General features: G+C 33.9%; 23 protein-coding genes and 1 pseudogene. All 24 read right to left on the reverse strand.

The features are described 5' to 3' along the window. Window positions 1-2: 2 nt before the first annotated feature. The 24 genes and pseudogenes from NAT50_RS10710 to NAT50_RS10825 all read right to left on the reverse strand — a co-directional run bounded on the left by NAT50_RS10710 (window position 3) and on the right by NAT50_RS10825 (window position 21,996). On the reverse strand, window positions 3-221 hold the full coding sequence (locus NAT50_RS10710) for a GDCCVxC domain-containing (seleno)protein (RefSeq protein ID WP_250593281.1): 219 nt from the start codon (window positions 219-221) through the stop codon (window positions 3-5). A 51-nt stretch (window positions 222-272) separates the two neighbouring features. Beyond that, window positions 273-611, reverse strand: a pseudogene (locus NAT50_RS10715) (MerC domain-containing protein); the annotation flags it as partial. Between the two features lie 18 nt (window positions 612-629). Further along, on the reverse strand, window positions 630-3,167 hold the full coding sequence (locus NAT50_RS10720) for a heavy metal translocating P-type ATPase (RefSeq protein ID WP_250593223.1): 2,538 nt from the start codon (window positions 3,165-3,167) through the stop codon (window positions 630-632). Window positions 3,168-3,244: 77 nt separating this feature from the next. Beyond that, window positions 3,245-3,805 (reverse strand): helix-turn-helix domain-containing protein, encoded by a 561-nt coding sequence (locus tag NAT50_RS10725; RefSeq protein WP_250593224.1) that lies wholly within the window; start codon window positions 3,803-3,805, stop codon window positions 3,245-3,247. A gap of 10 nt (window positions 3,806-3,815) precedes the next feature. Continuing rightward, window positions 3,816-5,060, reverse strand: coding sequence for a hypothetical protein (locus NAT50_RS10730; RefSeq protein WP_250593225.1), 1,245 nt, complete (start codon window positions 5,058-5,060; stop codon window positions 3,816-3,818). 14 nt (window positions 5,061-5,074) lie between these two features. After that, entirely contained in the window at window positions 5,075-6,295 is a 1,221-nt protein-coding gene (locus NAT50_RS10735) for an efflux RND transporter periplasmic adaptor subunit (RefSeq protein WP_250593226.1), read from the reverse strand. Window positions 6,296-6,297: 2 nt separating this feature from the next. Next, window positions 6,298-7,542 (reverse strand): efflux RND transporter periplasmic adaptor subunit, encoded by a 1,245-nt coding sequence (locus tag NAT50_RS10740; RefSeq protein WP_250593227.1) that lies wholly within the window; start codon window positions 7,540-7,542, stop codon window positions 6,298-6,300. A 2-nt stretch (window positions 7,543-7,544) separates the two neighbouring features. Further along, complete coding sequence (locus tag NAT50_RS10745) at window positions 7,545-8,798, reverse strand: TolC family protein (protein WP_250593228.1); 1,254 nt, start codon at window positions 8,796-8,798, stop codon at window positions 7,545-7,547. After that, the gene (locus tag NAT50_RS10750; RefSeq protein ID WP_250593229.1) at window positions 8,785-10,722 is read right to left on the reverse strand and encodes an efflux RND transporter permease subunit; all 1,938 of its coding nucleotides are present in this window, start codon (window positions 10,720-10,722) and stop codon (window positions 8,785-8,787) included. The genes NAT50_RS10745 and NAT50_RS10750 overlap by 14 nt, the downstream gene beginning before the upstream one ends. Before the next feature lies 1 nt (window position 10,723). After that, window positions 10,724-12,013 carry an efflux RND transporter permease subunit gene (locus NAT50_RS10755; RefSeq protein ID WP_250593230.1) on the reverse strand — a complete coding sequence of 430 codons (1,290 nt, stop codon included), beginning with the start codon at window positions 12,011-12,013 and terminating at the stop codon, window positions 10,724-10,726. Window positions 12,014-12,019: 6 nt separating this feature from the next. After that, entirely contained in the window at window positions 12,020-12,493 is a 474-nt protein-coding gene (locus NAT50_RS10760) for a heme-binding domain-containing protein (RefSeq protein ID WP_250593231.1), read from the reverse strand. A 1-nt stretch (window position 12,494) separates the two neighbouring features. Beyond that, window positions 12,495-13,235, reverse strand: a complete 741-nt coding sequence (locus tag NAT50_RS10765) for a DUF3347 domain-containing protein (protein ID WP_262918668.1) — start codon at window positions 13,233-13,235, stop codon at window positions 12,495-12,497. A gap of 25 nt (window positions 13,236-13,260) precedes the next feature. Further along, window positions 13,261-13,731 (reverse strand): hypothetical protein, encoded by a 471-nt coding sequence (locus NAT50_RS10770; RefSeq protein ID WP_250593232.1) that lies wholly within the window; start codon window positions 13,729-13,731, stop codon window positions 13,261-13,263. 48 nt (window positions 13,732-13,779) lie between these two features. Beyond that, window positions 13,780-14,430 carry a class I SAM-dependent methyltransferase gene (locus tag NAT50_RS10775; protein ID WP_250593233.1) on the reverse strand — a complete coding sequence of 217 codons (651 nt, stop codon included), beginning with the start codon at window positions 14,428-14,430 and terminating at the stop codon, window positions 13,780-13,782. Window positions 14,431-14,437: 7 nt separating this feature from the next. Continuing rightward, a complete protein-coding gene (locus NAT50_RS10780; protein ID WP_250593234.1) occupies window positions 14,438-15,247 on the reverse strand; it encodes a hypothetical protein in 810 nt (269 codons plus the stop codon). Next, window positions 15,247-15,744, reverse strand: a complete 498-nt coding sequence (locus tag NAT50_RS10785; RefSeq protein ID WP_250593235.1) for a heavy-metal-associated domain-containing protein — start codon at window positions 15,742-15,744, stop codon at window positions 15,247-15,249. Before NAT50_RS10785 ends, NAT50_RS10780 begins: the two co-directional genes overlap by 1 nt. A gap of 1 nt (window position 15,745) precedes the next feature. Further along, window positions 15,746-16,222, reverse strand: coding sequence for a TlpA family protein disulfide reductase (locus NAT50_RS10790; RefSeq protein WP_250593236.1), 477 nt, complete (start codon window positions 16,220-16,222; stop codon window positions 15,746-15,748). A gap of 77 nt (window positions 16,223-16,299) precedes the next feature. Beyond that, window positions 16,300-17,349 carry a YncE family protein gene (locus NAT50_RS10795; RefSeq protein ID WP_250593237.1) on the reverse strand — a complete coding sequence of 350 codons (1,050 nt, stop codon included), beginning with the start codon at window positions 17,347-17,349 and terminating at the stop codon, window positions 16,300-16,302. A gap of 18 nt (window positions 17,350-17,367) precedes the next feature. Continuing rightward, a complete protein-coding gene (locus NAT50_RS10800; protein WP_250593238.1) occupies window positions 17,368-18,240 on the reverse strand; it encodes a DUF3347 domain-containing protein in 873 nt (290 codons plus the stop codon). A gap of 190 nt (window positions 18,241-18,430) precedes the next feature. After that, entirely contained in the window at window positions 18,431-18,802 is a 372-nt protein-coding gene (locus NAT50_RS10805; RefSeq protein ID WP_250593239.1) for a hypothetical protein, read from the reverse strand. A 119-nt stretch (window positions 18,803-18,921) separates the two neighbouring features. Next, entirely contained in the window at window positions 18,922-19,578 is a 657-nt protein-coding gene (locus NAT50_RS10810; protein ID WP_250593240.1) for a P-loop NTPase family protein, read from the reverse strand. Then, complete coding sequence (locus NAT50_RS10815; RefSeq protein WP_250593241.1) at window positions 19,562-20,398, reverse strand: transcriptional regulator; 837 nt, start codon at window positions 20,396-20,398, stop codon at window positions 19,562-19,564. The genes NAT50_RS10810 and NAT50_RS10815 overlap by 17 nt, the downstream gene beginning before the upstream one ends. Window positions 20,399-20,537: 139 nt before the next feature. Beyond that, entirely contained in the window at window positions 20,538-20,816 is a 279-nt protein-coding gene (locus tag NAT50_RS10820; protein ID WP_250593242.1) for a helix-turn-helix domain-containing protein, read from the reverse strand. 340 nt (window positions 20,817-21,156) lie between these two features. Beyond that, window positions 21,157-21,996: an RteC domain-containing protein gene (locus NAT50_RS10825; RefSeq protein WP_250593243.1), complete on the reverse strand. Its 840-nt coding sequence runs from the start codon at window positions 21,994-21,996 to the stop codon at window positions 21,157-21,159. Window positions 21,997-22,015: the final 19 nt, after the last annotated feature.

Consider the following 22,015-nt stretch of genomic DNA (forward strand, 5'->3'; position numbering starts at 1 on the left):
TTTTAACAACAACCAGTTCCAACTTGAATTGGCGGGCATTTTACACTTCCGTAACTACAGTATACGCAACAATCTCCTTCTAATGGTCGCAATCTTGTTTTGCAATTTTTACATTCATAGAAAAACTCACAGGCATTTGTTGGCATTATTTCATCTTTTTTGTGTCCACATTTTGGACAAGTTATTGTCGATTTTAATTCAACAGTTTTTCCGTCATATATTCCACACGTTTTACAATTTTGATTTAATTTATTTTGGTAATAATTAACTATTGTAGCTATAAGAAGCCCAAACATACCCGTGTATAAAAAATATACTTGATACTCACTATTGCAAAAATAATAGCTGTAAAAAATAATAACCATACTTGGAATTGCAATTAATATTGGATATAAACATTTATGTTTGCGATAGGAAAGAAAAAAACCAATAATAGAGATTAGAACCATACCTTGAAAAATCCACATTGTCCATCCTCCAAAAAGCTCAAAACTACCTAAACCTAAAGCTGATGCTGCAAATGCAAAAAGGGGAAAGCAACAAGGAGAAAATATTGCTGTTAAGAACATACCAAATGTTCCGAATTTATCCATATTATTTGTTAGTTTCATTCTTGTTATTATTTATTGTTAGAGTTTTAAACTTCTTAATCTTAACGCGTTTACGATTACGGATACAGAACTGAAAGACATTGCTAAAGCAGCTATCATTGGGGATAATAAAATTCCAAAAAGCGGATATAAAACTCCCGCTGCAATTGGAACACCTAACACGTTATAGAAAAATGCAAAAAATAAATTCTGCTTAATATTTTTCATAACAGCGTGGCTTAAATTCTTGGCTTTTACTATGCCTTGTAAATCCCCTTTGACTAACGTGATTTTGGCGCTTTCTATGGCGACATCCGTTCCGGTTCCCATTGCAATACCTATATTGGCTTGTGCCAATGCCGGCGCATCATTTATACCATCGCCAGCCATGGCTACAATTTTGCCTTCTGCCTGCAATTTTTTAATTTCTTTGAGTTTGTCTTCGGGTAAGCATCCAGCTTTATAGGTTTTTAATCCCAATTCATCAGCAACTGCTTTAGCTGTATTGACATTGTCACCAGTCATCATGATTACTTCGACACCCTGGCTCATTAATTCTTTTATGGCTTCTTTGCTAGAAGTTTTAATAGCATCTGTTATAGATACAAAACCAACAGCTATGTTATCAACGGCAATGTAAGAGACTGTTTTTCCTAATTTTTGTTCGGCAATGATTTTGTTTTCTAAATCGTCAGAAACTGTTGCCTTGACTTGCTCCATTAGTTTTTTATTGCCTAATGCCACTTTTTTATTAGTCACTGTTCCTATAACACCCTTTCCGGCAACGGCTTCAAAATCTTTTACTTCGATTAAAGAAATGGATTTTGTTTTGGCATAAATTACCACAGCTTGTGCCAATGGATGTTCACTATATTGGTTTAAGGAAGCAATGCTTTGCAATAAGTCACTATCGTTGTTATTGGATGCATAAATTTTTTCGACAGATGGTTTTCCTTCGGTGATGGTTCCTGTTTTATCGGTAATTAAAACATTAACCTTATTCATGTTCTCTAAAGCCTCAGCATTCTTTATCAAAACGCCTGATTGTGCTCCTTTGCCAACACCAACCATTACTGACATGGGAGTTGCCAGACCCAGAGCACAAGGACAGGCTATAATTAATACAGCAATAGCATTTATAAAGCCATATACTAATGCCGGTTCGGGACCAAATTTTGCCCAAACAAAAAAGGTTATTGCCGATATAATGACCACAATTGGCACAAAGTACTTGGAGATACTATCTGCTAATTTCTGAATTGGAGCTCGTGAACGACTGGCATCATTTACCATTTGCACGATTTGAGATAGCAAGGTTTCGGAACCTACTTTTTCGGCTATCATCACAAATGATTTGTTTCCGTTTATTGTTCCGGAAATTACGTTATCGCCTTTCTTTTTATCAACCGGTATTGGCTCACCAGTAATCATAGCTTCATCGATACTGCTTTCACCATCGGTTATTTTTCCGTCAACAGGGATTTTGTCGCCGGGTTTTACTCTCAATAAATCGCCTTTTTTGATGTCGTGGATTGATATTACTTTATCACCGCCATCAATAACCAAAGTAGCTTCAGTTGGCGCAAGTTTTAATAATTCTTTGATAGCTCCGCTGGTTTGGCTGTGTGCCCTTGCTTCGAGTAATTGTCCTAACAAAACTAAAGTCAGAATAACTGTTGTTGCTTCAAAGTATAATAATACAGTTCCGTGTTCTGTTTTGAATTCACTTGGAAAAATATCCGGAAAAAACATTCCGACTAAACTAAATAAAAATGCCACTCCCGTTCCAATTCCGATGAGTGTGAACATATTCAGATTCCAAGTAATAATTGATTTCCAGGCGCGGACAAAAAATACCCAACAGGCATAAAAAACAACAGGAAGAGATAAAATAAGCTGTACCCAGTTCCATTTGTCCGCATCCATTAGTTGCAATAAAGGATTATTGTGTGCCATTTCAATCATGGCAATGGCGAAAATGGGAACTGTAAACACAACTGCTATTTTCATTTTCTTAACCAAATCTTTATAAGTCCTTTGGTCTTCGCTTTCGCTTGGTTCCATTGGTACTAAATCCATACCGCATATAGGACAGGAACCCGGAGTTTCACTAATTACTTCGGGATTCATTGGACAAGTATATAGTGTCTTGTTTACGGTTAGTTCAGGTGCTTTGACTAGATCCATTCCACACACAGGACAATCGCCCGCTTTGTCATAGACTTTTTCGCCTTCGCAATGCATTGGGCAATAATATTTACCAGCGGCGTTGGTTGGTATAACAGCCTCTTTTTTATAATTATGCTCATGAGTAGAACAACATGACTTTGCAGCGGATTCATTAGTTGTAGTATCTTCTGTAGTTTTATCATTGCTCATTTCTATGGTGTATTTTCCAACAGTCGTCAGTGCTTCCTGCAACTTTGATGTTGGAATGTGTTTGTCCATAGTAATTATGGCCACTGGTGGGCTTAATGAAACTTTTGCTTCAATACCATCAATAGTATTCAATGCTTTCTCGACTTTAGAGCGACAACCATCGCAAGTCATTCCGGTAATGTTGTAAGTATGTATCATCTTTATATTATTTTAATACAAATTTCTATCATAACTGCTTTTTGTATTTGCAAAATTTTGGGTTTGATTTGCAAGATTTATAAGTCTTCGATTTGCTTTCGTTTAATGGTTTTTATATTCTTAAAGTGTGTTGGTGAAAAGCCGGTTACTTTTTTGAATTGATTACTTAAATGTGAAACGCTACTATAGTTTAAAGAGTAAGCTATTTGGCTTAGGGATAATTCATCATAGATGATCAACTCTTTTACTTTCTCAATTTTCAGATTAATGAAGTATTTTTCAATTGTTGTGTTTTCTACTTCGGAAAAGAGGTTGCTCAAGGTATTATAGTCTTGATGAAGATGCTGGAAGAGAAACTCGGATAGATTTATTTTTAAATCATTGTTTTTATTCTGAACCAAATCAATGATTAATGTTTTAATCTTATCGATTGTTTTACTTTTCCTATCATCAATCAAATCAAAGCCAACTGCACGAAGGCTTTTTAGCAATTCATTTTTTTTGCTTTCCTGAATGTCATTTTTCAATTCAACTTCACCTAACTCAACTGAAACAGGAGTAATTCCTGTACTTTCAAATATTGATTTTACCACAATCTTGCAACGGCTGCATACCATATTTTTAATGTGTAGCTTCATCATTGAGTTATTAAATTGTTTTTGCTATTTTATCCATGATCGAATGGTCTGTACCGAATTTGCAAATTGCATCACAATTGGTTCTTAGTTCTGAAAAGAGAATGTATTTAATATTCATTTTTGAATTTTTTATAACAGGTCTATTGAGTTGCTGAATGACATCTTTTTCGCGACTGTCAGGGATTATGATATAAAATACTTCATCACCATCAGAAATACTGAAATAAAGATCTGAAAGACGCAAAATCCCAGAGTAAATACTAGTGCTTTTTTCTACTTCAAATGCTCCGATAATGTTGTCAGTTCCTTTTTCAAACCATAAAACATCTATGAGTTTGATGGTGTTCTGAGTGTCTTTGTCACAAGGTAATTCAGGGAATTTATTTATAGAGATAAAAGAAAAATTTTGTCCGTTGAAAGCTTTGCTTTTATCATTACTTGCCGGTGTAACATCGAATCCTAATGATGCCCCAATTTTCAATAGATGGTATTGCATTTCACTATGCAGATTATCTTCTTTTTTTTCTTCGATAATTTCTTTTTGGCGTTTTACTATGTTTTTTTCGAATTTATGACGCTCTTCTTCACTCAGATAATCATCATTTCCTATTAGCATTTTTTGAGTCCCAATTTCAAAACACAATCCTGCGATTGCACCTAAATCATTGGATAGTTCCGATTTGAATTTTGAATTTGTTTCCAGTAGTGTCTCTCTAATTTTTAAGTATTCACTCCAGCTCCCCAATTTTTTTTTATCCTTGAACAAATAATTAAAACCATTTACAATTGCTGTGTTGAAAGGTGGAAACCAAGTTGGATGCAAGAAATATAAAATACTGGCAACCGCCGGACCTAATCCTTTTATTTTAAGGTCATCCAGTTTTACAATCTCTTTGAGTACCTGCTCTTCGCTTTTTGCATTAATACAATTTTCTAAGAATTGGCCAAAAGCAATCTTATTGGTTTGATTTTCATAAATATCAGGAATTCTAAGTTTTGGTTTCCAATAAAAAGGATGTGAAACGCCTACGAAAACTTGCTTTTGCTCGGCAATACAATTGAGTACAAATTCCAAACTGCTGTTTTTAAAATCATTTGGAAATGATTTGCTTTTAATATCTTCAACAACCTGAATAATTCCTCGACGAATAGTCCTGAACGCTTTTAATCGTTGGTCATTATCAATAAACCAAGTATTATAAACACTCTCTGTATCGTTTTTGTACTGCTGTACTATTTGATTAAAATTGTTCATCCTTACTATTTATATTACATCTTCATACCTTCCATAGGGTCAGTACCTTTTCTAAATTTATATTCACTGTTTATGGCATACGCCCCAGTAATTACTACCTTTTTTGAAGCATCAATCTCTGATTTAATTTCTATCAATCCATTGGTTTCTATCCCAGTTTTAACCATAAGATTTTCAAATATTCCCGGACTTTTTTCTATCCAGATGTAAGAGGCATTTTCTTCTCTGATTACCGCATCCACCGGAATAAAAAGGCCTTTTATATTGGATTGGTTTAATTTAACGATGGCCTGCATACCAGGTTTTAATTCCAAATTTTGATTTGGCACTTGCAGTCGTATTAAAAGCAGTCGGGTATCCGGATTGATTTCCGGATTGATAAAATTAACTTCAGCATTAATCGTTTTATCCGGGAAATCGGTAAAAGAAACTTTGGCATTTTGTCCAAGTTTAATACTTTTTGCATAGTTTACATTTACTTGTGCTTCGAGCCAAAGATTGCTTAAATCAGCCAATTTAATTATAGCGAAACCTTCCATCATATAACTTCCTTCCGTTGCCATTATCTCTGAAATATAACCACTTGTGGTACTGTAAAAGGTTGTATAGGGTGAAATTACCTTATTACTTTTTAAACTTTCGATTTGTGAATTTGACAAGCCAAAGAATAACAGTTTTTGCTTGGCAGCATTAAGCATATTTTGAGCGTTCTTTCCAAAATCACCCGGCATGGAAAGCTGTTTGTAAGCGGTAAGATAATCCTGTTTGGCTATTGCAATATCTTCACTGTACAAGGAGTACAAGGCATCATTTTTACGAACATAATCACCAATCGTTTTAAAGTATAGCTTTTCAATTCGACCCATTGCTCTTGCTGAAATGGTATTAATTTTCTCTTGATTAATTGTTAGAACTCCAGTGTAACTTTGTTCTAAATTGTTTTGTGTTGCTGCAATAGTTTGAGTGGTAATGTTTCCCAGTTGTATTTGCTGTTTGCTCAGACTTATTTCGTTTGCATTGGTATCGTTGTTTTGTATTGGAGTTAAAGGCATATGACAAATAGGACATTTTCCGGGTTTGTCTTCTTTCACTTGTGGATCCATCGAACAGGTGTAGAAAGTAGTTTCTTTCCCAATATCATGTCCTGAATGGTCTTCTTTATTTTTAGTATTACAAGCAATTACCACCATGAATAATAGTAGTACTGCAATACTGTAGTTTATTATCTTTTTCATTTTTACTCGGTTTTAATGAAGCTTTCACTGTCTATTAAATACTGTGCGTTTTGGGCAATAGAGTCATTAACCGAAATTCCGTTGATGACTTGAACATAATCTCCCATTTTAATTCCCGTTTTTATTTCTTTAGCCTTGAAGCCGTTGTTCATTTTGACAAAAACTATTTTCTTATTTCCAATACTGACGAAAGCTTGTTTATGCAACCAAGTCCCTCCAATCGGATTTGTTTTTATTTTACCCTGCAAACGTAAACCTATAGGTAGCTTTAAGCTATTGTTGTTTAAATACACCCTGATTCTATTGGACTTATCTGTTGCGCTAAACTGAGTTTCTATGAAATTTATACGAGCATTAATATTGGAAGTTTCATCTAATTCTGTTGTAATAGCAATGGGTTGGTCCTTCTTTAGTAATCCGCTATATCCTTGTAATACATTAAAAACACCCCATACTTTATCGGTATTGACTAATTTAAAAACAGTTTCTCCCTTTACTATATAATTCCCTTCTTTAACATTTAATACTTCAGAAGTAGCACTTGTATTAGACATCGAATTGCTATTGACATCCATTGTTTCTGTTGCATCAATTATTCCATACGCAGGACTATAAATTGAAATTACCGGATTTGTTCTTTTGGTTGAAACCAATGAATTAATTTGATTCCCACTCATGCCATAGAGCTTTAATTTTTGTTTTGAAGCTTCAACAATTGAGGTATTATCCACATCATTTGAAATTAAATAAATGAAATTTTGCTGTTCCGTAAGTAATTCGGGACTGTATAAATCAAAAAGTTTTTGTCCTTTATTTACCTTTTGGTATTTGTAATTCACGTATATTTTTTCAATTCTTCCAGATGCCCTTGCCGCAATGTTTACAAAAGAATTTGGATCGTAAGTCACAATACCTGGTAAATTAATTTCACTGCTTACTGTTGTGTCTTTTGCAGTCGTGGTTTGATAATTTCCAACAATAAAATTATCCGTTGGCTTTAAAACATTGTCAATCGAATTGCTTTCTTCTGCACGATTGTTTGTTACCTTTTTTACTAAAGTCATTCCGCAAATAGGACAATTTCCGGGTTTGTCCCTGATAATCTCTGGGTGCATCGGACAGGTGTAAATCGCTGCTTGCTGTTCGTGACCAGAATGATTATCCGATTTGGTTGCAAAATAATATATTGCAAATCCAATCGCTAAAATCACAATGGCTATTAAACTGTATTTTAAATATCGGTTCATAATTATTTAGTTTCCAGTTGTTTTTCAATTTCAACTTGTGTTGCCAAAATGGTCTGTAATTTATCTAACGAATCCATTTGCGCCATATTTAACGCCTCCCAAGCATCGAGTACCACAAACAAATCACCGGTATTATTTTGCCATGCTATAATAGCCGTGTCATAGTTTTTACGCAAGGCCGGTATAATATTTTTCTCGGCAATATCGTACTGTTTTTTAAGGGTTGTCAGTTCGGTTTGCATTCCGGAGATCATACCTAATGCTTCATTTAGTATCATTTGTTTTTGCCAATTAAGACTTTCATTTTTAATCTGAAAACTATTAATGTTAGCTTTGTTCATTTTGGTTGACCAAGGCATTGGAATGGTAATCATTCCCATTAAAGAGAATTGCTGTGGTTGCTGCCCAAAAGCAAACATATGGTCATATTTAACTCCAAACTCCGGTAAGAACTTTGTCTTTTCAGCTTCTATTTTCAGCTGATTTAATACTATTGTTTTTTCAATTGCCTTAATATCACTTCTGTTTTGGGAAAGCTGTGTTGTATCGGATTTTATCAGATTGAAATCGGTTAGTTTATAGGTTGTATCAATATCAAAAACAATATTTTTATCTCTTGCCATCAGCATGTTAAGCACAATTCGTTTTTGTACTATGTCATTTTGCAACATAACAATCATGCTCTGTAAGGCACTGTATTGCGATTTTGCTTTGTAGTACGTTGGCAATTTATCCATGTTGTATTGATAGCGTATCTCCATGCTCTTAATCATGTAGTCTAAAAGAAGTAAATTATCATCGGCAATTTTTATCTTCTTATTCAAAACAATCCATTGGAAATAGTTTGTTTTCGCCAAAGCATTGAGCTGATTAATCGTATAGTTTTTGTTCTCCCTTTCCACAGAAGACATTGCGCTCATATACTTAAAATCGGCGTTCAGTTTTTTGGCATTCGGAATCATTTGTGTGACTCCCAACATATATGACCCCATTCCGGGTGACATTTCATCAGCCTTCCACATTTTGGAATTGTATGGTGTCATAAAGAAACCTGTTTCCACCTGTGGAGGCATCCAACTTTTGGCACCTTTTGCAGCTGCTTCCATACTTTGTATATCGGCATCATACATTTTTAATTGTGGATTATTTGTTTCGATCTTTTTCAAAACTTCATCCAACGAAAGTGTTTGAGCGTTACTAGAGGTAAAGCTTAAAACCAAACAACCTATTGCTATATAAAATTTATTCCTTAGCATCTAAAATTTCTATTTTACCATTTGTTTTCAGTTCACGAAGTTTTACGATTTCAAAAACAACTGGTGTTACTAACAAAACATAAATTGTGGACGTAATTGTTCCCCCAATGAGCGGGACAGTAATAGGAAGCATCACATCGGCTCCTGTTCCTGTTGCCCAAAGAATAGGTATCAAACCAAATAATGAAACCGAAACGGTCATTAGTTTTGGCCGCAACCTTTTTGCTGATCCATCAATAATATATTGTCTTAATATGGCTTCGGTGATAACCTCTTTGTTATTTCCGAATTTCGCCACCATTTTGCTCATAGATTCATTTAAATAAATGGTCATTAACATTGCCGTTTCTATGGCCATTCCAAACAATGCAATAAAACCGACAGCTACAGCTACCGACAAGTTAATACCATAAAAATAGACCATAAAAATTCCGCCAATTAAAGCAAATGGAACAGTTATCATGGTGATTAATGCTTCTTTCATGGAATGATAGGTGAAAAACAGGATTAGGAAAATAATAACTACCACTATAGGTAAAATCAGACTTAATGTTTTGTTGGCTCTGATTTGATTTTCCCATTGCCCACTCCATTCCACATAGTATCCTTTTGGCATTTTAGTCATCATGGCGTTTAATTTTTTCTGTGCCTCTTTTACCGTACTTCCCAAATCACGTTCCCGAACATTAAACAATACACTTCCTCGAAGCATCGCATTTTCACTGTTTATCATAGGAGGTCCATCACTTATCTTAACATCAGCAACCGTTTCTAAAGGAATTGGACCATACTGCATCGTTTGTACTTGCAATTTTTTTAAAGCGTCCAAGCTATTTCTGTATTCTTGAGCATATCGTGCATTAACAGAAAAGCGTTGTCTTCCCTCAATGGTTGTGGTTAGTTTCATTCCACCGATAGCTGCTTCTACAACATTATTGATATCGTCAATAGAAAGCCCATAACGGCCAATTACGTCACGTTTTGCCTCAATATCAATATATTTACCGCCTGTGATAGGTTCTGCATATAAATCTTTTATTCCGGAAGTACCTTCCAACGTTTTCTTGATTTTTTGAGATAAAACATCAATAGTATCTAAACTTGCACCATAAATTTTTATTCCAACATCCGTTCTAATACCGGTAGAAAGCATATTGATACGATTGATAATAGGCTGTGTAAAACCGTTTGTTACTCCAGGAATTTGGAGTTTATTATTTATTTCAGTGATAATATCATTTTTTGTTTTGTCTTCTCTCCATTCAGCTTCAGGTTTTAGTAAAATAATAGTTTCAATCATGCTTATCGGACTGTTATCAGTTGCCGTATTAGCCCTACCGGCTTTTCCTAAAACATGATCTACTTCGGGCACTGATTTTATTAGTTTGTCCTGCACCTGTAAAATTCTTTTTACTTCAGAATTGGACACATCTGGTAATGTAACTGGCATAAATAAAATGGAACCTTCATCTAATGGAGGCATGAATTCTGAGCCTAAACGGGTAAACATCAGCATTCCAATTAATAAAGCAACAATATTAATACCTAATACCGTTTTACGCCATTTCAGACAAAAAGTTAGTATTGGTGTATAGATTGTTTCCAATTTACTATTGATTGGATTTTTTTCTTCCGGACGTAGTTTTCCTTTGAGTAAAAAGCTAATTAGCACCGGTGTTAAAGTGATTGCCAAAAATGCATCGACAATAAGAATAAAGGATTTTGTATAGGCCAATGGACTAAAAAGTTTTCCTTCCATTCCTGTAAGAAGAAACACTGGTAAAAAAGAGGCAATTACAATTATTGTTGAATAAAAAACGCCCGGCCCCACCAATTTGGAGGACGCTTCAATTATCTTAAGTTTTTCATCTGAAGACAATGGATCCTGTTCTTTTTTGAATATTTTTGATAGTTTCTCTTTCATCTTAGACGGATTTTTTACTGTTAACCATTTCTTCCTGTTTCTCCGAAATATTACGATATGAATTTTCCACCATTACAATACCATCGTCGACAACCACCCCTATAGCCAGCGCAATACCCGTTAATGACATAATGTTGGAAGAGATGCCGAAAGCCTCAAGTAAAATAAAACCCACTGCTACGGATATAGGAAGCTGAATAAGGATAATTAAAGCACTTCGCCAGTGGAAAAGAAAAATAAGGATAATCAAAGATACAGCAATCATTTCTTCAATTAGTGTTCCTTTTACTGATGCAATGGCTTTTTCTATCAGTTCACTTCTGTCGTAGGAAGTTTTAAACGAAACTCCTTCCGGTAAACCTTTTTCGACTTCCTTCATTTTTTCTTTTACAGCATGTATTACTTTATCAGCATTTTCACCATAACGCATCACTACAATTCCGCCAACAACTTCTCCTTTTCCATTTTCGTCAAAAATTCCCAATCGTAAATCGCCTCCCATTTGTATTGAGCCAATATCTTTTACTCTTATGGGAACAGCATTATAATTTTTTATGGTAATATCTTCGACATCTTTAATGTTCTTGATATATCCTAAACCTCTTACGATGTAAGACATATTACTCATTTCAAATTTTCGCCCTCCAACATCATTGTTATTCGATTTTACAGCATTCATAACTTCCATCATGCTGACGTTATAGTATTGCATTTTGAGCGGATCTAACACTAGCTGGTATTGTTTTTCAAAACCTCCAAAAGAAGCTACTTCGGCTACACCGGGAACTGTTTGCAGTGCAAATTTCACATACCAATCTTGTAATGCTCTTTGCTCTCCCAAGTCCATTCCATTGGCTTCTAAATGATACCAAAAAATGTGGCCTACTCCTGTACCATCAGGACCTAAAGTTGGAACAACATTTTGTGGAAGTAAACGTTGGGCATAATTTAATCGTTCCAACACACGGGTTCTTGCCCAGTAGGTATCTACATTGTCTTCAAAAATGATATAGACAAAGCTCATCCCAAACATGGAGGCTCCCCGTATATTTTTAACTTTAGGTATCCCTTGAAGATTAGAAACCAAAGGATAAGTTACTTGCGCTTCGATTACCTGCGGGCTTCTTCCCATCCATTCCGTAAAAACAATAACTTGATTTTCTGATAAATCAGGGATAGCATCAATAGGATTCTGCTGAACACTGTATATTCCCCAACCAAATAAACCGGCTGCCACGAGCAGCACAATAAATCGGTTTCTAAGTGAGAATGTAATTAGCTTTTCTACCATTTTTTCTTAATTTACAGATGAACTGCTGTTTTCTTGTATTGAATTAATCCAATGGATTATTTCTTGTCTTTGGGTTTCATTAAGTACTGCATCGTGATGTAATAATGTGTAAGATTTTAAAGGCATATCACCCGATTTAGTTTGTTTACCTATCGCTTCTAGCTTACTTTGCTGCTTTCGATTTGAATAACTGCCAAACTCATTAAAATTTAATTCTTTTTTCCCGTTACTAATATGTGCCTCTACTAACATTCTAGCAGGTTGAATATAATCGTACCACAAATACTTGGTGTTGTTACTATGACAATCGTAACAAGATGTCTGAATTAGTTTTGAAATATTCTTTGGTGCTTTAGTTGTGATAAGAAAATCATTTGTATAATCCTGCCCTGAACTTTGATTTAGAGCAGGCTGATAGAATTGTATCGCTATCAATACCAAAAAAAGTGCTATGCCTACTTTTTTTAATCTCTTTTTCATTTTATAATGTTTTTTTCAAACTACCACAGGTAAGCATTTGAGAACCATAAAAAGGATTTTTGATTTCTTTCGTTTCACTAATCCAAATAGCACCTTTTCCATCGTTATACATTGGGCAATAATCCTGATACAATTTTTGCTTGGTTCCAAACATTTTAATTAAATCATTAATGTCTTTACTTAGTATAGCAAAATGTTCTCTTTGATGGTCTATTTTTCCTGCATTATCTCCTATGTGTTCGGCATGCTCTTTTGCATCATCAACAATGTCTAAATACTCCTTTTTTTGATTGGCCGACATACTGTTTGTAGTTGTTGAATTGAATGTTTTGTACAAAGCCTTACCTGCATTAGCCGCTCCTTTTGCATCATCCTTTGTTAATGCATTTTTCATTTTTAAATAATTTACGACTATTTCATCTATTGAAAAGGCTGTTGCTGCTACAGATGCATTATCATTTTGAACTGCCGATGAGGAAGTAGCATTTGCATCTTCATGAGAATGATTACTCTCGTTGTGATTATGCTCAACTTCTTTTTGAACTACGGGTTCTGTTAATTCCATTCCGCATTTAGAGCATTTTTCTCCTTTCTTCCCTGTAACTTCAGGATGCATTGGACAAGAAAACAATTCGTTTGAATTGGCAGAAGTTTCTGTTGTTTGACTCTCAGTTTCTTTATTTTTGTTATTGCAAGAAACTATTGTTATTGCTAAGATAGCGGTTAAAAAAAGTGTTTTCATGATATGTGATTTTTTAGTTATTTAATTATTTGTAGCTATGTTCTGTGCTTTGTTCGTGATAATGCTTAGTTATTTCTTTAGAAAACCGTTCAAGCTTTCTTTCTTTAGAAAAAATAGTAGAGATTGATTTTCCATTGATTTTAAAACTTACTTGAATATCAGTATAAGTATGCGCACTTATTTCATTTACAATAAAAGTATCTATACCAACATTTGCTAGTTCTACTTTTTTTGATTTTCCATCAGCAAATATTAATGAAGCTGTTCCTGTTATTTCAGTATTGCTTAATGGTTTCAATTTTTCATCAAGTATGAAAAAATATACTTTGCTATCCTTAATTAAAGTTTCGATATGATAACTTTTTACTTTTTTGATGGTTCCATTATGAGGACCATTAGAATTGTTTCCGTTTTGTGCGAATAAATTCATTATTGGCATTATTGCAATTACTATTGCAATAAGTATTTGATTGTTTCTTTTTTCAATTTTATTCATTTTTCATTTTTTTAGAGTTAATTTTGGTTTAAAGAAATTGATTGAAACTTAATTTTTATAAGCTTTGTAATATGAATAAGTACCTATTGATGTATTAATAAAATCAATTTCGCTTATCTCTTTAAATCCTGCATCAGTAATGTATTTTATCATTAATCCGTTTACATTATCAGTGGTGGTTTTGAAACCATCTAGTAATTGAACTAAATAAAAAGAAAACCGCATCCATTTTGTTTTTGCTTTACCCCAATCTCCAATGATTAATTCTCCATTAGGTTTTAGTATCCTATTAATCTCTAGCAAGCACTTTAATTTTGTAATCATGTCTAACTGATGAAAAACAAGCGAACTATAAACCTTGTCAAATGAATTATCTTCAAATGGTAACTTATTTCCATCATACAAAAAAAGTGGTGTTTCAATTTCTGCCTTATTTAATTTATACTCAGCTATTGATTTAATTTTAGGGTCAATATCAACACCTTGAACATTACTATAAGGAAATCGTTGTTTGAGTATGATTATGTTTTGCGCGGTTCCAAAACCAAATTCTAATATTTTTTCATTGTCTTTAGGGTTTATAAAATCTACTAATTTGTTTCTGAATTTTTTTTCGGGCATAGTTATTTTGATAGCTAAATCGTAATAATCACTTAAAAAATCATAACCCAGAGCAGGAATAAACTTTTTTGTACTCATTTCTTCTTTATTTTTTTAAATCGAAAAAAGTATAATATAAATTGAAATAAAAACCATTTGGTGCTGAACGTACCATTGAACTCATTAATTCTTGACGGTATGCTAAATCCAATCGCGCCTGACTATTGAAAATAAATTGTATTGCAGGCACAACATCTAAATATGACTTACCATTTTCATTAATTGTCTGACCAACAAATTCTACCATTAAATTAATATTTGTCTGTTTGTAGCTGGTATATTTTTTTGGATACATCAACTTACCAAATGATAGCGTATAATTGGTAGCATTGTCGCCAATATTATCCGGGAAAGGATAATTTGGTTTGTTGTCATAAGCTTTTTCAAAACTCACGGATGAACTTATAGCTACTTTCTTTATCAATTTAGTGGCAATAATTCCAGTTTCAAATCCTGTATTGTGTCCTAAGATTTCTATTTGCTCTTGATGGATGTCAGCATTGTTAAAACTATATCTTCCATAGGCTGCTAATCTAAAATGACTATTTAAATCATCTGTTGAATAAAAACGATACTTTGAATAAAAACTACCTCCTTCAGTAACCAGTTGGCCGTTTCTATTGCTCACGAAAGCGGAACCACGAAACATAATATTTTTATTTAAACCATAAGTTACTTCGGGCATAAAATGGTAATTGTAGCCTGATTTCATTTCCTCTTTGAAAAGTGACTGCATCACATTAACTGCAAGCGAGTTTGCAGGGACATTACTTGCCGGATCAGTAACTACAAATAACTCTTGACTAAAAATATTTTGGCAACTTAGTACAACAAAAAATAAAATTACCTTTCTCATTAATTTAGAATTTTAATGTGAAAATCATCCTCATTGTTAGCGGCATACGTTTCTACATTCTTATATGATTTGGATAATTTTTTAAATTCCTTTTCAGTAACATAGCCTTTGTCAACTACTTGAAATTGTATTTCGGTCACGTTATTTGGTTTGTCATTTACCAAAATGTAAGTGCTTTTAGTTATGGTTTCAGGTTTTGCTGTTACTACTAATGAGCCAATAAAAAAACCTGCTTTCTCCACTTTCTCCTTAAATACTTTTGGACTTAATTCATTACCTTCTTTAAGTGTTACGGTGAACGTGTTTGTATTTAAATCGGTTTCTACATTAACCACCTCAGGTAAGCTTTTAAGTTGCTTGTTTATAGCATTCGAACACATTGAACATGTTAGTCCGGTTGCTCTAATTTCGGCTTTTGAAATCTGTGCATTACTTTTCATTGAAAACATCAAAACCATAGATGCAACCAATACATAAACTTTATTTATTTTTTTCATTTTACTCTTTTATTAATTTCAATATTTCTTCTTCTGTTGGGTTTTTAGCAATTAGTTTACCTTCAGGGCTAAACAAGTATTTCGACGGTAATTCATCCACTCCAAACAAAATGGCAGTTTTGGCATCAAAGCCTTTAGGGTCGATAAGCTGCGTAAACTTTATTTTATCCTTTTCAATAGCTTTTATCCATTTGCTTTTATCTGCATCAATCGAAATTCCTATTATCTCGATTTTCTCAGTATTTAAATCTTTATGGAGTTTTACCAATTTTTTATTTCCAAGACGACACGGTTGACACCATGAAGCCCAAAAATCTACGAGGATGTATTTTCCTTTGAAAGAAGTAATTTCTATCTCTTGGTTATGACTATTTTTTAATACAACTTTTGGCAATTCATCACCAATACTAATTTGAGCTTTCATTGAAAATGAAAACAGTATAAGAAGTGCTATGAAATATTTTGTTTTAACTTTCATTTATTTAAAATCATTTTAACCTTTTTGTTTTATGAAGATTAAGCCTAATATTACAATCAGGCTTAATCTAATAGCTTTTACATTTTAATAACTATTCCGTTAGGTTTAACCCCAACGTTTATTGTTTTAGTTACTGTATGGCTTGTAGTATTAATAACTGACACAGTATTGGCTGTTTGATTGGTTACATATGCAGTATTACCGTCAGTTGTGAAGGCAATTGCGTGTGCTCCGGCTCCTGTATTAAATGAACTTCCATGCATCCACATTCCCATTCCTGCATCCCAAGTATAGTAATGTACCTTACCATTCATCGGGTCTGAAACCCATAGTTCATTTTTGATACCGTTATATGATGCTATTCCCGGCATAAACCCTAATGCAATTGTTTCGTCAACCGTATCAGTTGCCACGTCTATAACAGAAATGGTTTGCCCGTCTTCGTTATCTACATACATTTTTCCGTTACTTCCAGTCCAAGCTCCTACCGGATTGTCTCCAACGGCAATGGTTGTGATAATTGCTTTTGTTGCGGTGTTTATCACTGTTATATTATCATCATCGCCATTTGCTACATAAGCTTTGGCTCCATCTGATGAAAATGTTAATTCGGCAGGCATCATTCCGACTGTTATTGTATTTTTTAGTGCATATGTAGTAGCATTATACACCAATACTTTTCCATCCATATCCATTTGCGGTACCCAAATTTCTGTGCCATCCGGTGAATAAATTGTATTGTGGTTCATCGCAGGAAGATTCATGTTTTCTATCGTTTTACCAGTCATAGCATTAATAATCAGCATTTTTCCTGTCATTCCCGATGTACTGCCTGTATGACCTGCTGAAAAATCCATTCCAGGTACGCCAATAGCCAAATGATCTTGGTGTGATGAAATGTGATGTGGCCACATAATCATATCTGCACCACTTCCCATTAATTCAATTGTTTGGGTAACTTCACCTGTAGATAATTTAATTACAGAAACCGAAGCATCTTCACCATTTATTACATAAGCCGCAGGATAATCAATATTTACGGCCATATCCATTTTGTCGTCATTGTCATTACAAGAAGACAGAAATAATGCTCCAACGAACGAAGCTATGATTGATAAATTTTTCATTTATAGTTTTTTTGAAGGTTATTTGATTGTTTCAACAGTCTTACCACAAGTAAGCATCATTGAACCATAATAAGGGTTTTTTACTGCATTTTCCTGGCTTAACCAATTGGCTCCTTTGCCATTATTGTACATCGGGCAAAATTGGTAATAAACAGGTTTTTCATATTTGGAAACTTTGATTAAAGCATACATATCCGCTGATAATGAAACAAAATGATCTCTTTGGTGCTTTACATCTTTAGTATCGGAAATATGCTCTGCATCTTCTTTTAATTGATTTACCACTTTCATCCACACCATATGAACATCCATATCAAGCTTTTCCATCTTCACATTATTGATGGACGCTAATAGACCTTTGGACGCTGTTGCCGCAGCATTACCATCTGAAGTAATTAAGGCATCCTTTACCAAAAAGTAATTATCAATGACCAACTTTATTTGATTATCATTTTGATTTTCAACTACTGAAGCTTCATTATGATTATTGTGCGCTGAATGGTCTTCATTGGATGCCATAGTATTAGTGGTTTCTTTTACAGGAACTTTAGCAACCCTGTCGTATTGACAACAACCATGAAGGTTATTATAAACATCATCAGGAGCTAAGAACTTATCGCTATCGTATCCGGCAAGTGCAATTCTTTTAAGTATCTCGTCTTGATTTGTTTTTTTAGAATTATATGTTAAAGTTGCCATTTTGGTTTCCTGATCCCAATCTACTTTAGCTATTTTTTTAATACTTCCTGCTTTTTCGATTATGGATTCACACATCCCGCAGTTGCCATATATCTTAACTGTTTCTGTTTTTGAATTTTTTATTTGTGCGTTGATTGTAATTGATAGCAATACAAAAACTGCTACCATTATTTTTTTAAATGAATTTTTCATCTTTAAATAATGTATATAATCAAAGAATCCTCTGATTTATTGATAAATAAAATTGGATAAATAAACAGTTTAGGGAATAGAAATATATTTAGCTACACTAAAAAGTGCAAAAATTTATTCTTTAAAACTGTTTGAAAATTATAGCTTATAGCTATGGATTTGACACACCTATGGCTGTCAAAAAAGGAATTTAGCTTATTTTAGGTATAAGCCATAAAGAACAGAAGCCAGATGAAATATTGACTTCATTATGAAAAAAGTTTTGTTTTTTATCACTTACAACGCAAAGATTGCTTTTGATTTCAATTTCGTTGAAAGTAATTACACTAAAATGTGCACTGGAAGTGGACGTGCAATTTGAATTACCACATTTACCACTACATCCCTTTTCAGAGTGATCATCTTTATCGCAGCATGATTTTTTCTCAGTTTTAGTTTCTGATTTTTCTTTGCTACAGCAGGATTTTTCTTTTTTGGTGTTTTCTTTACCACATGCAAATGCTTCACTGGGCATTAAAAAAATGCCTAATACAAAGATTAAAACTAAGTGAAACTTTTTCATTTGTGCTGAATAACAGAAACAAATTTATACAATTTAAATCAATTTGTACTAAATAATTGTAAAAAACTCATACTGTTTTGTAATTCAAAGCCAACATTTTAATTAATTTGACAGCATAATTAACGTTTGTCCTTTGAATTTCTGTCAAAACTAATCAAGTTGAACATGCTTCGCATACGGGAACGTAAACGGTTTCCATAAAGATTTTCGAGCTCAGATGCCGTTAAATTAGTCGTAATGTGAGTTACTGTCTTGTTTTCCACAAACTGTTCATATCTGCTAATGAGAATTTCTGCCATTACATTGCAATCGTTTCCGAAATGCTTAATTTGTTGTTCGGCTCCTAAATCGTCAAAACAATAACCTGTCAAACGGTTTTGATTGGTCGCTTTTTGAGTATAAAAATTTAGAGCTTCGTAACCGTGTTTTGCAAATTCAAAAGAAACTTCCCTTGCCGACTTTATTTTATAGTCATATCTGGGTGGTACAAACGGCTTTATTAAGTGTATGATTGATGTTTTCCCACAACCTACAGGACCCGATAGTATAATTCCTTTGTTAAGATCTAAACCCAACTTTAATGCATTTTCAACATCTTGGATTGCGTATATGAGTAACTTGCAAATAACCGGTTTATCCTCATCATATATTCTGAAACTTTTTCCATAGGCTTCTTTACCTTGTTGCTCAAGATATTTGAAACACTGTTCTAAATTGTACGTTCTAAAATTGTCTTTTACGATGAATGTGCTGGTAAAACTAAAGTGGTTCTGCATAATTTTTCTGAATTGAGGTATGAAGATGATTTGGTTGAGGTTGCGTGTTAGTTTTGTTAAATTTTTGACTGTTCAGCATCCAATTTCTAGCTGCCGCTTTCCAGTTTTTCATTTTTGACTTTCCGCTTACCAGCCAGCCATTACTTTGAAAATGATTATAGTATTTTTGGGCTTCGATTTCGGGAACATTACATTCGCTGAAAAACTGTACTACATTTTGCCATTGTGGTGGGATTGCATTTTCTATTACTTCACCTTTTTTTTCGCGCAACTTTTTTTTGGATCCTTCGACAGGCTCGGAAAGACTAATAGCTGACTGATTTTTGAACCCGTCTTTTTTCAGGTCATTTTTGCTTTTGCCCAAGTTTAAAATGTTTGTATTGTTTGTATTGTTTATATTGTTTATAGAAGATACCAGCGGTTGTTCAGTAGCTGTTTCACTACTTGTTTGCTGCTTGTTTACTTCCTGTTCAATAACTTGTTTATTTTTTGAATTGGTTTTATTGCTTCGTTTTAATGGTTTTAGTTCATGGGATAAATTGACCATTTGAAGCATACTTCCTTTAAACGGATTGTAGGATGGTTCGTAAATAACATAGCCTTTCTCATGCAGTTCCCGCATGCATTTGTGATAGGTTGCTTTTGAACATATCTTACTGATTCGCATTACCTCATCGCGAGTAATGCTTATGGGATTCTGAAACCGATTAAGGTTCCAGAACTGAAAAAGTGCGATGTATAAACTGATGTGGGTTGGGTTTAGAGAATGATCGTCTACCACCCTATCGAAATAAGCTGTGAGGTGTTTTATGTAATTCATAATTTTTGAGGTGCTAAGGTTCTGAGGTTCTTAGATGCTAAGTTTTTTGGTTTGCGAATAAGAGGTTGTTTCGTCGTGCCTCCTCGCAAGGGGATAGATATCCACCCCGCCCTACGGGCACCCCTCCAAAGGAGGGAAATTATCTAACTGTGTTAATTTTGTTTTGAGAAAGCAATTTTTCAATATCGTCGTTGGAATAAAAGAGGGTGCCGCCGATTTTGGTATACGAAAGACTTCCGTTTATTCTATAATTTTGAAGCGTACCGGAAGAAATCCCAAGTAGTTTTCTAACCTCACTTGATTTTAGCCATTGTTTTGAAGTAGAAGTAGATTTGACATCCAATAACTTTTTGATATCATCCAATAGTTCCTTCTTGAATTCTCTTAAATCTTCTGTTGTAATAATTGTTGCTGCCATAGTGCTTTTTAAATGTTAAACGATTTTGAATGACGTCATTTCCTGTTACTTAATTTGCTTTGTTCGAACAGCACAAAATTGTTGCGTTTTATTCTTTTCTTTTCCCAATGCTTATCGTAGTTACGATAAAATTTAACATCAAAAAGCTAAAAAATGCCTATTTACAAGACAATTGAAATCAAACTTTTTTAGTCGTATTACGTTTATTCATCAACAAAAAATCCGAATTAGTATTCTACTACCAATTCGGATTCAACTATTAGCTTTTTAAAAACATAATAAACTCATAACCAACAATAAAAAGATGCTAAACTTCGTAGTTACGATTACCTACGAAACCTCAAACACTTTCTTCTTTACTGATTTTTTGCTGCAAATTGAGCATTAATTCTTCAAGGAATTTGGTTTTGCTGCTCTTCCTTTCTTTTATCTCGTTGTAGGTTTTGTAAACATTATCCAGCTTAACATTGAAGAAATCTTCGAAAGATGAGGTTATGGTATTAATATCGGCTGCGCCATGATTTAGCGCTCCACTGGAATAAAGCGCATAAATAAGCTCAATCAAGGCCGTTTTTGGAGCAGTCCAAACTAGAACCTTATGTCTTTTCTCTTCAAAAATTTCGGAATCGTTAACTTTTAGATTCTTCAGGGCTTCCCTTATATAGTGGATGAAACGGTACATAGCTTTTACTTTAGACCAAAGCATATCCTGAGAGGTGGAAAATTCAGGAAACTGATAGTAGTCGGTCATTGGTGTAAAGGGAAAATTATCTCTTTGATTTCTTGTAAAAAACTGATGATCCAGGTAACTGTACCCTTGCTCCATATAATGCACAAAATCAGCATTTTTATAGAAAAACTTATTGACTTTTTTTAGTTCCTTTTGAAGAAACTCAATCTTATAAGAAGTACCGGCTTTGGGCATGCGCAGCTCACACGACCTGACTTCCGTAAAATAAATGAGGTAACTCATTGGAATGGACTTGTGATTTTTGAAGAACTCAATTTCGTCCGGCACATTCTCAAAATCATGCTGCTCTACTTTATCTTTTAGCACCGAAAGTGTTCTGTTACATAACTGAATACCTTCGTTTGCTTTTTTTAAATGATCATCGTTTGTCTCTAAAATGGCATTGCATTTTTGATTGAAATCAGTAATGTGTGCTGTAATCGTTTTCATTTGTTGTGTTTGGCTAATA

It is taken from the genome of Flavobacterium luminosum (assembly GCF_023635005.1).
Taxonomy (GTDB): domain Bacteria; phylum Bacteroidota; class Bacteroidia; order Flavobacteriales; family Flavobacteriaceae; genus Flavobacterium; species Flavobacterium luminosum.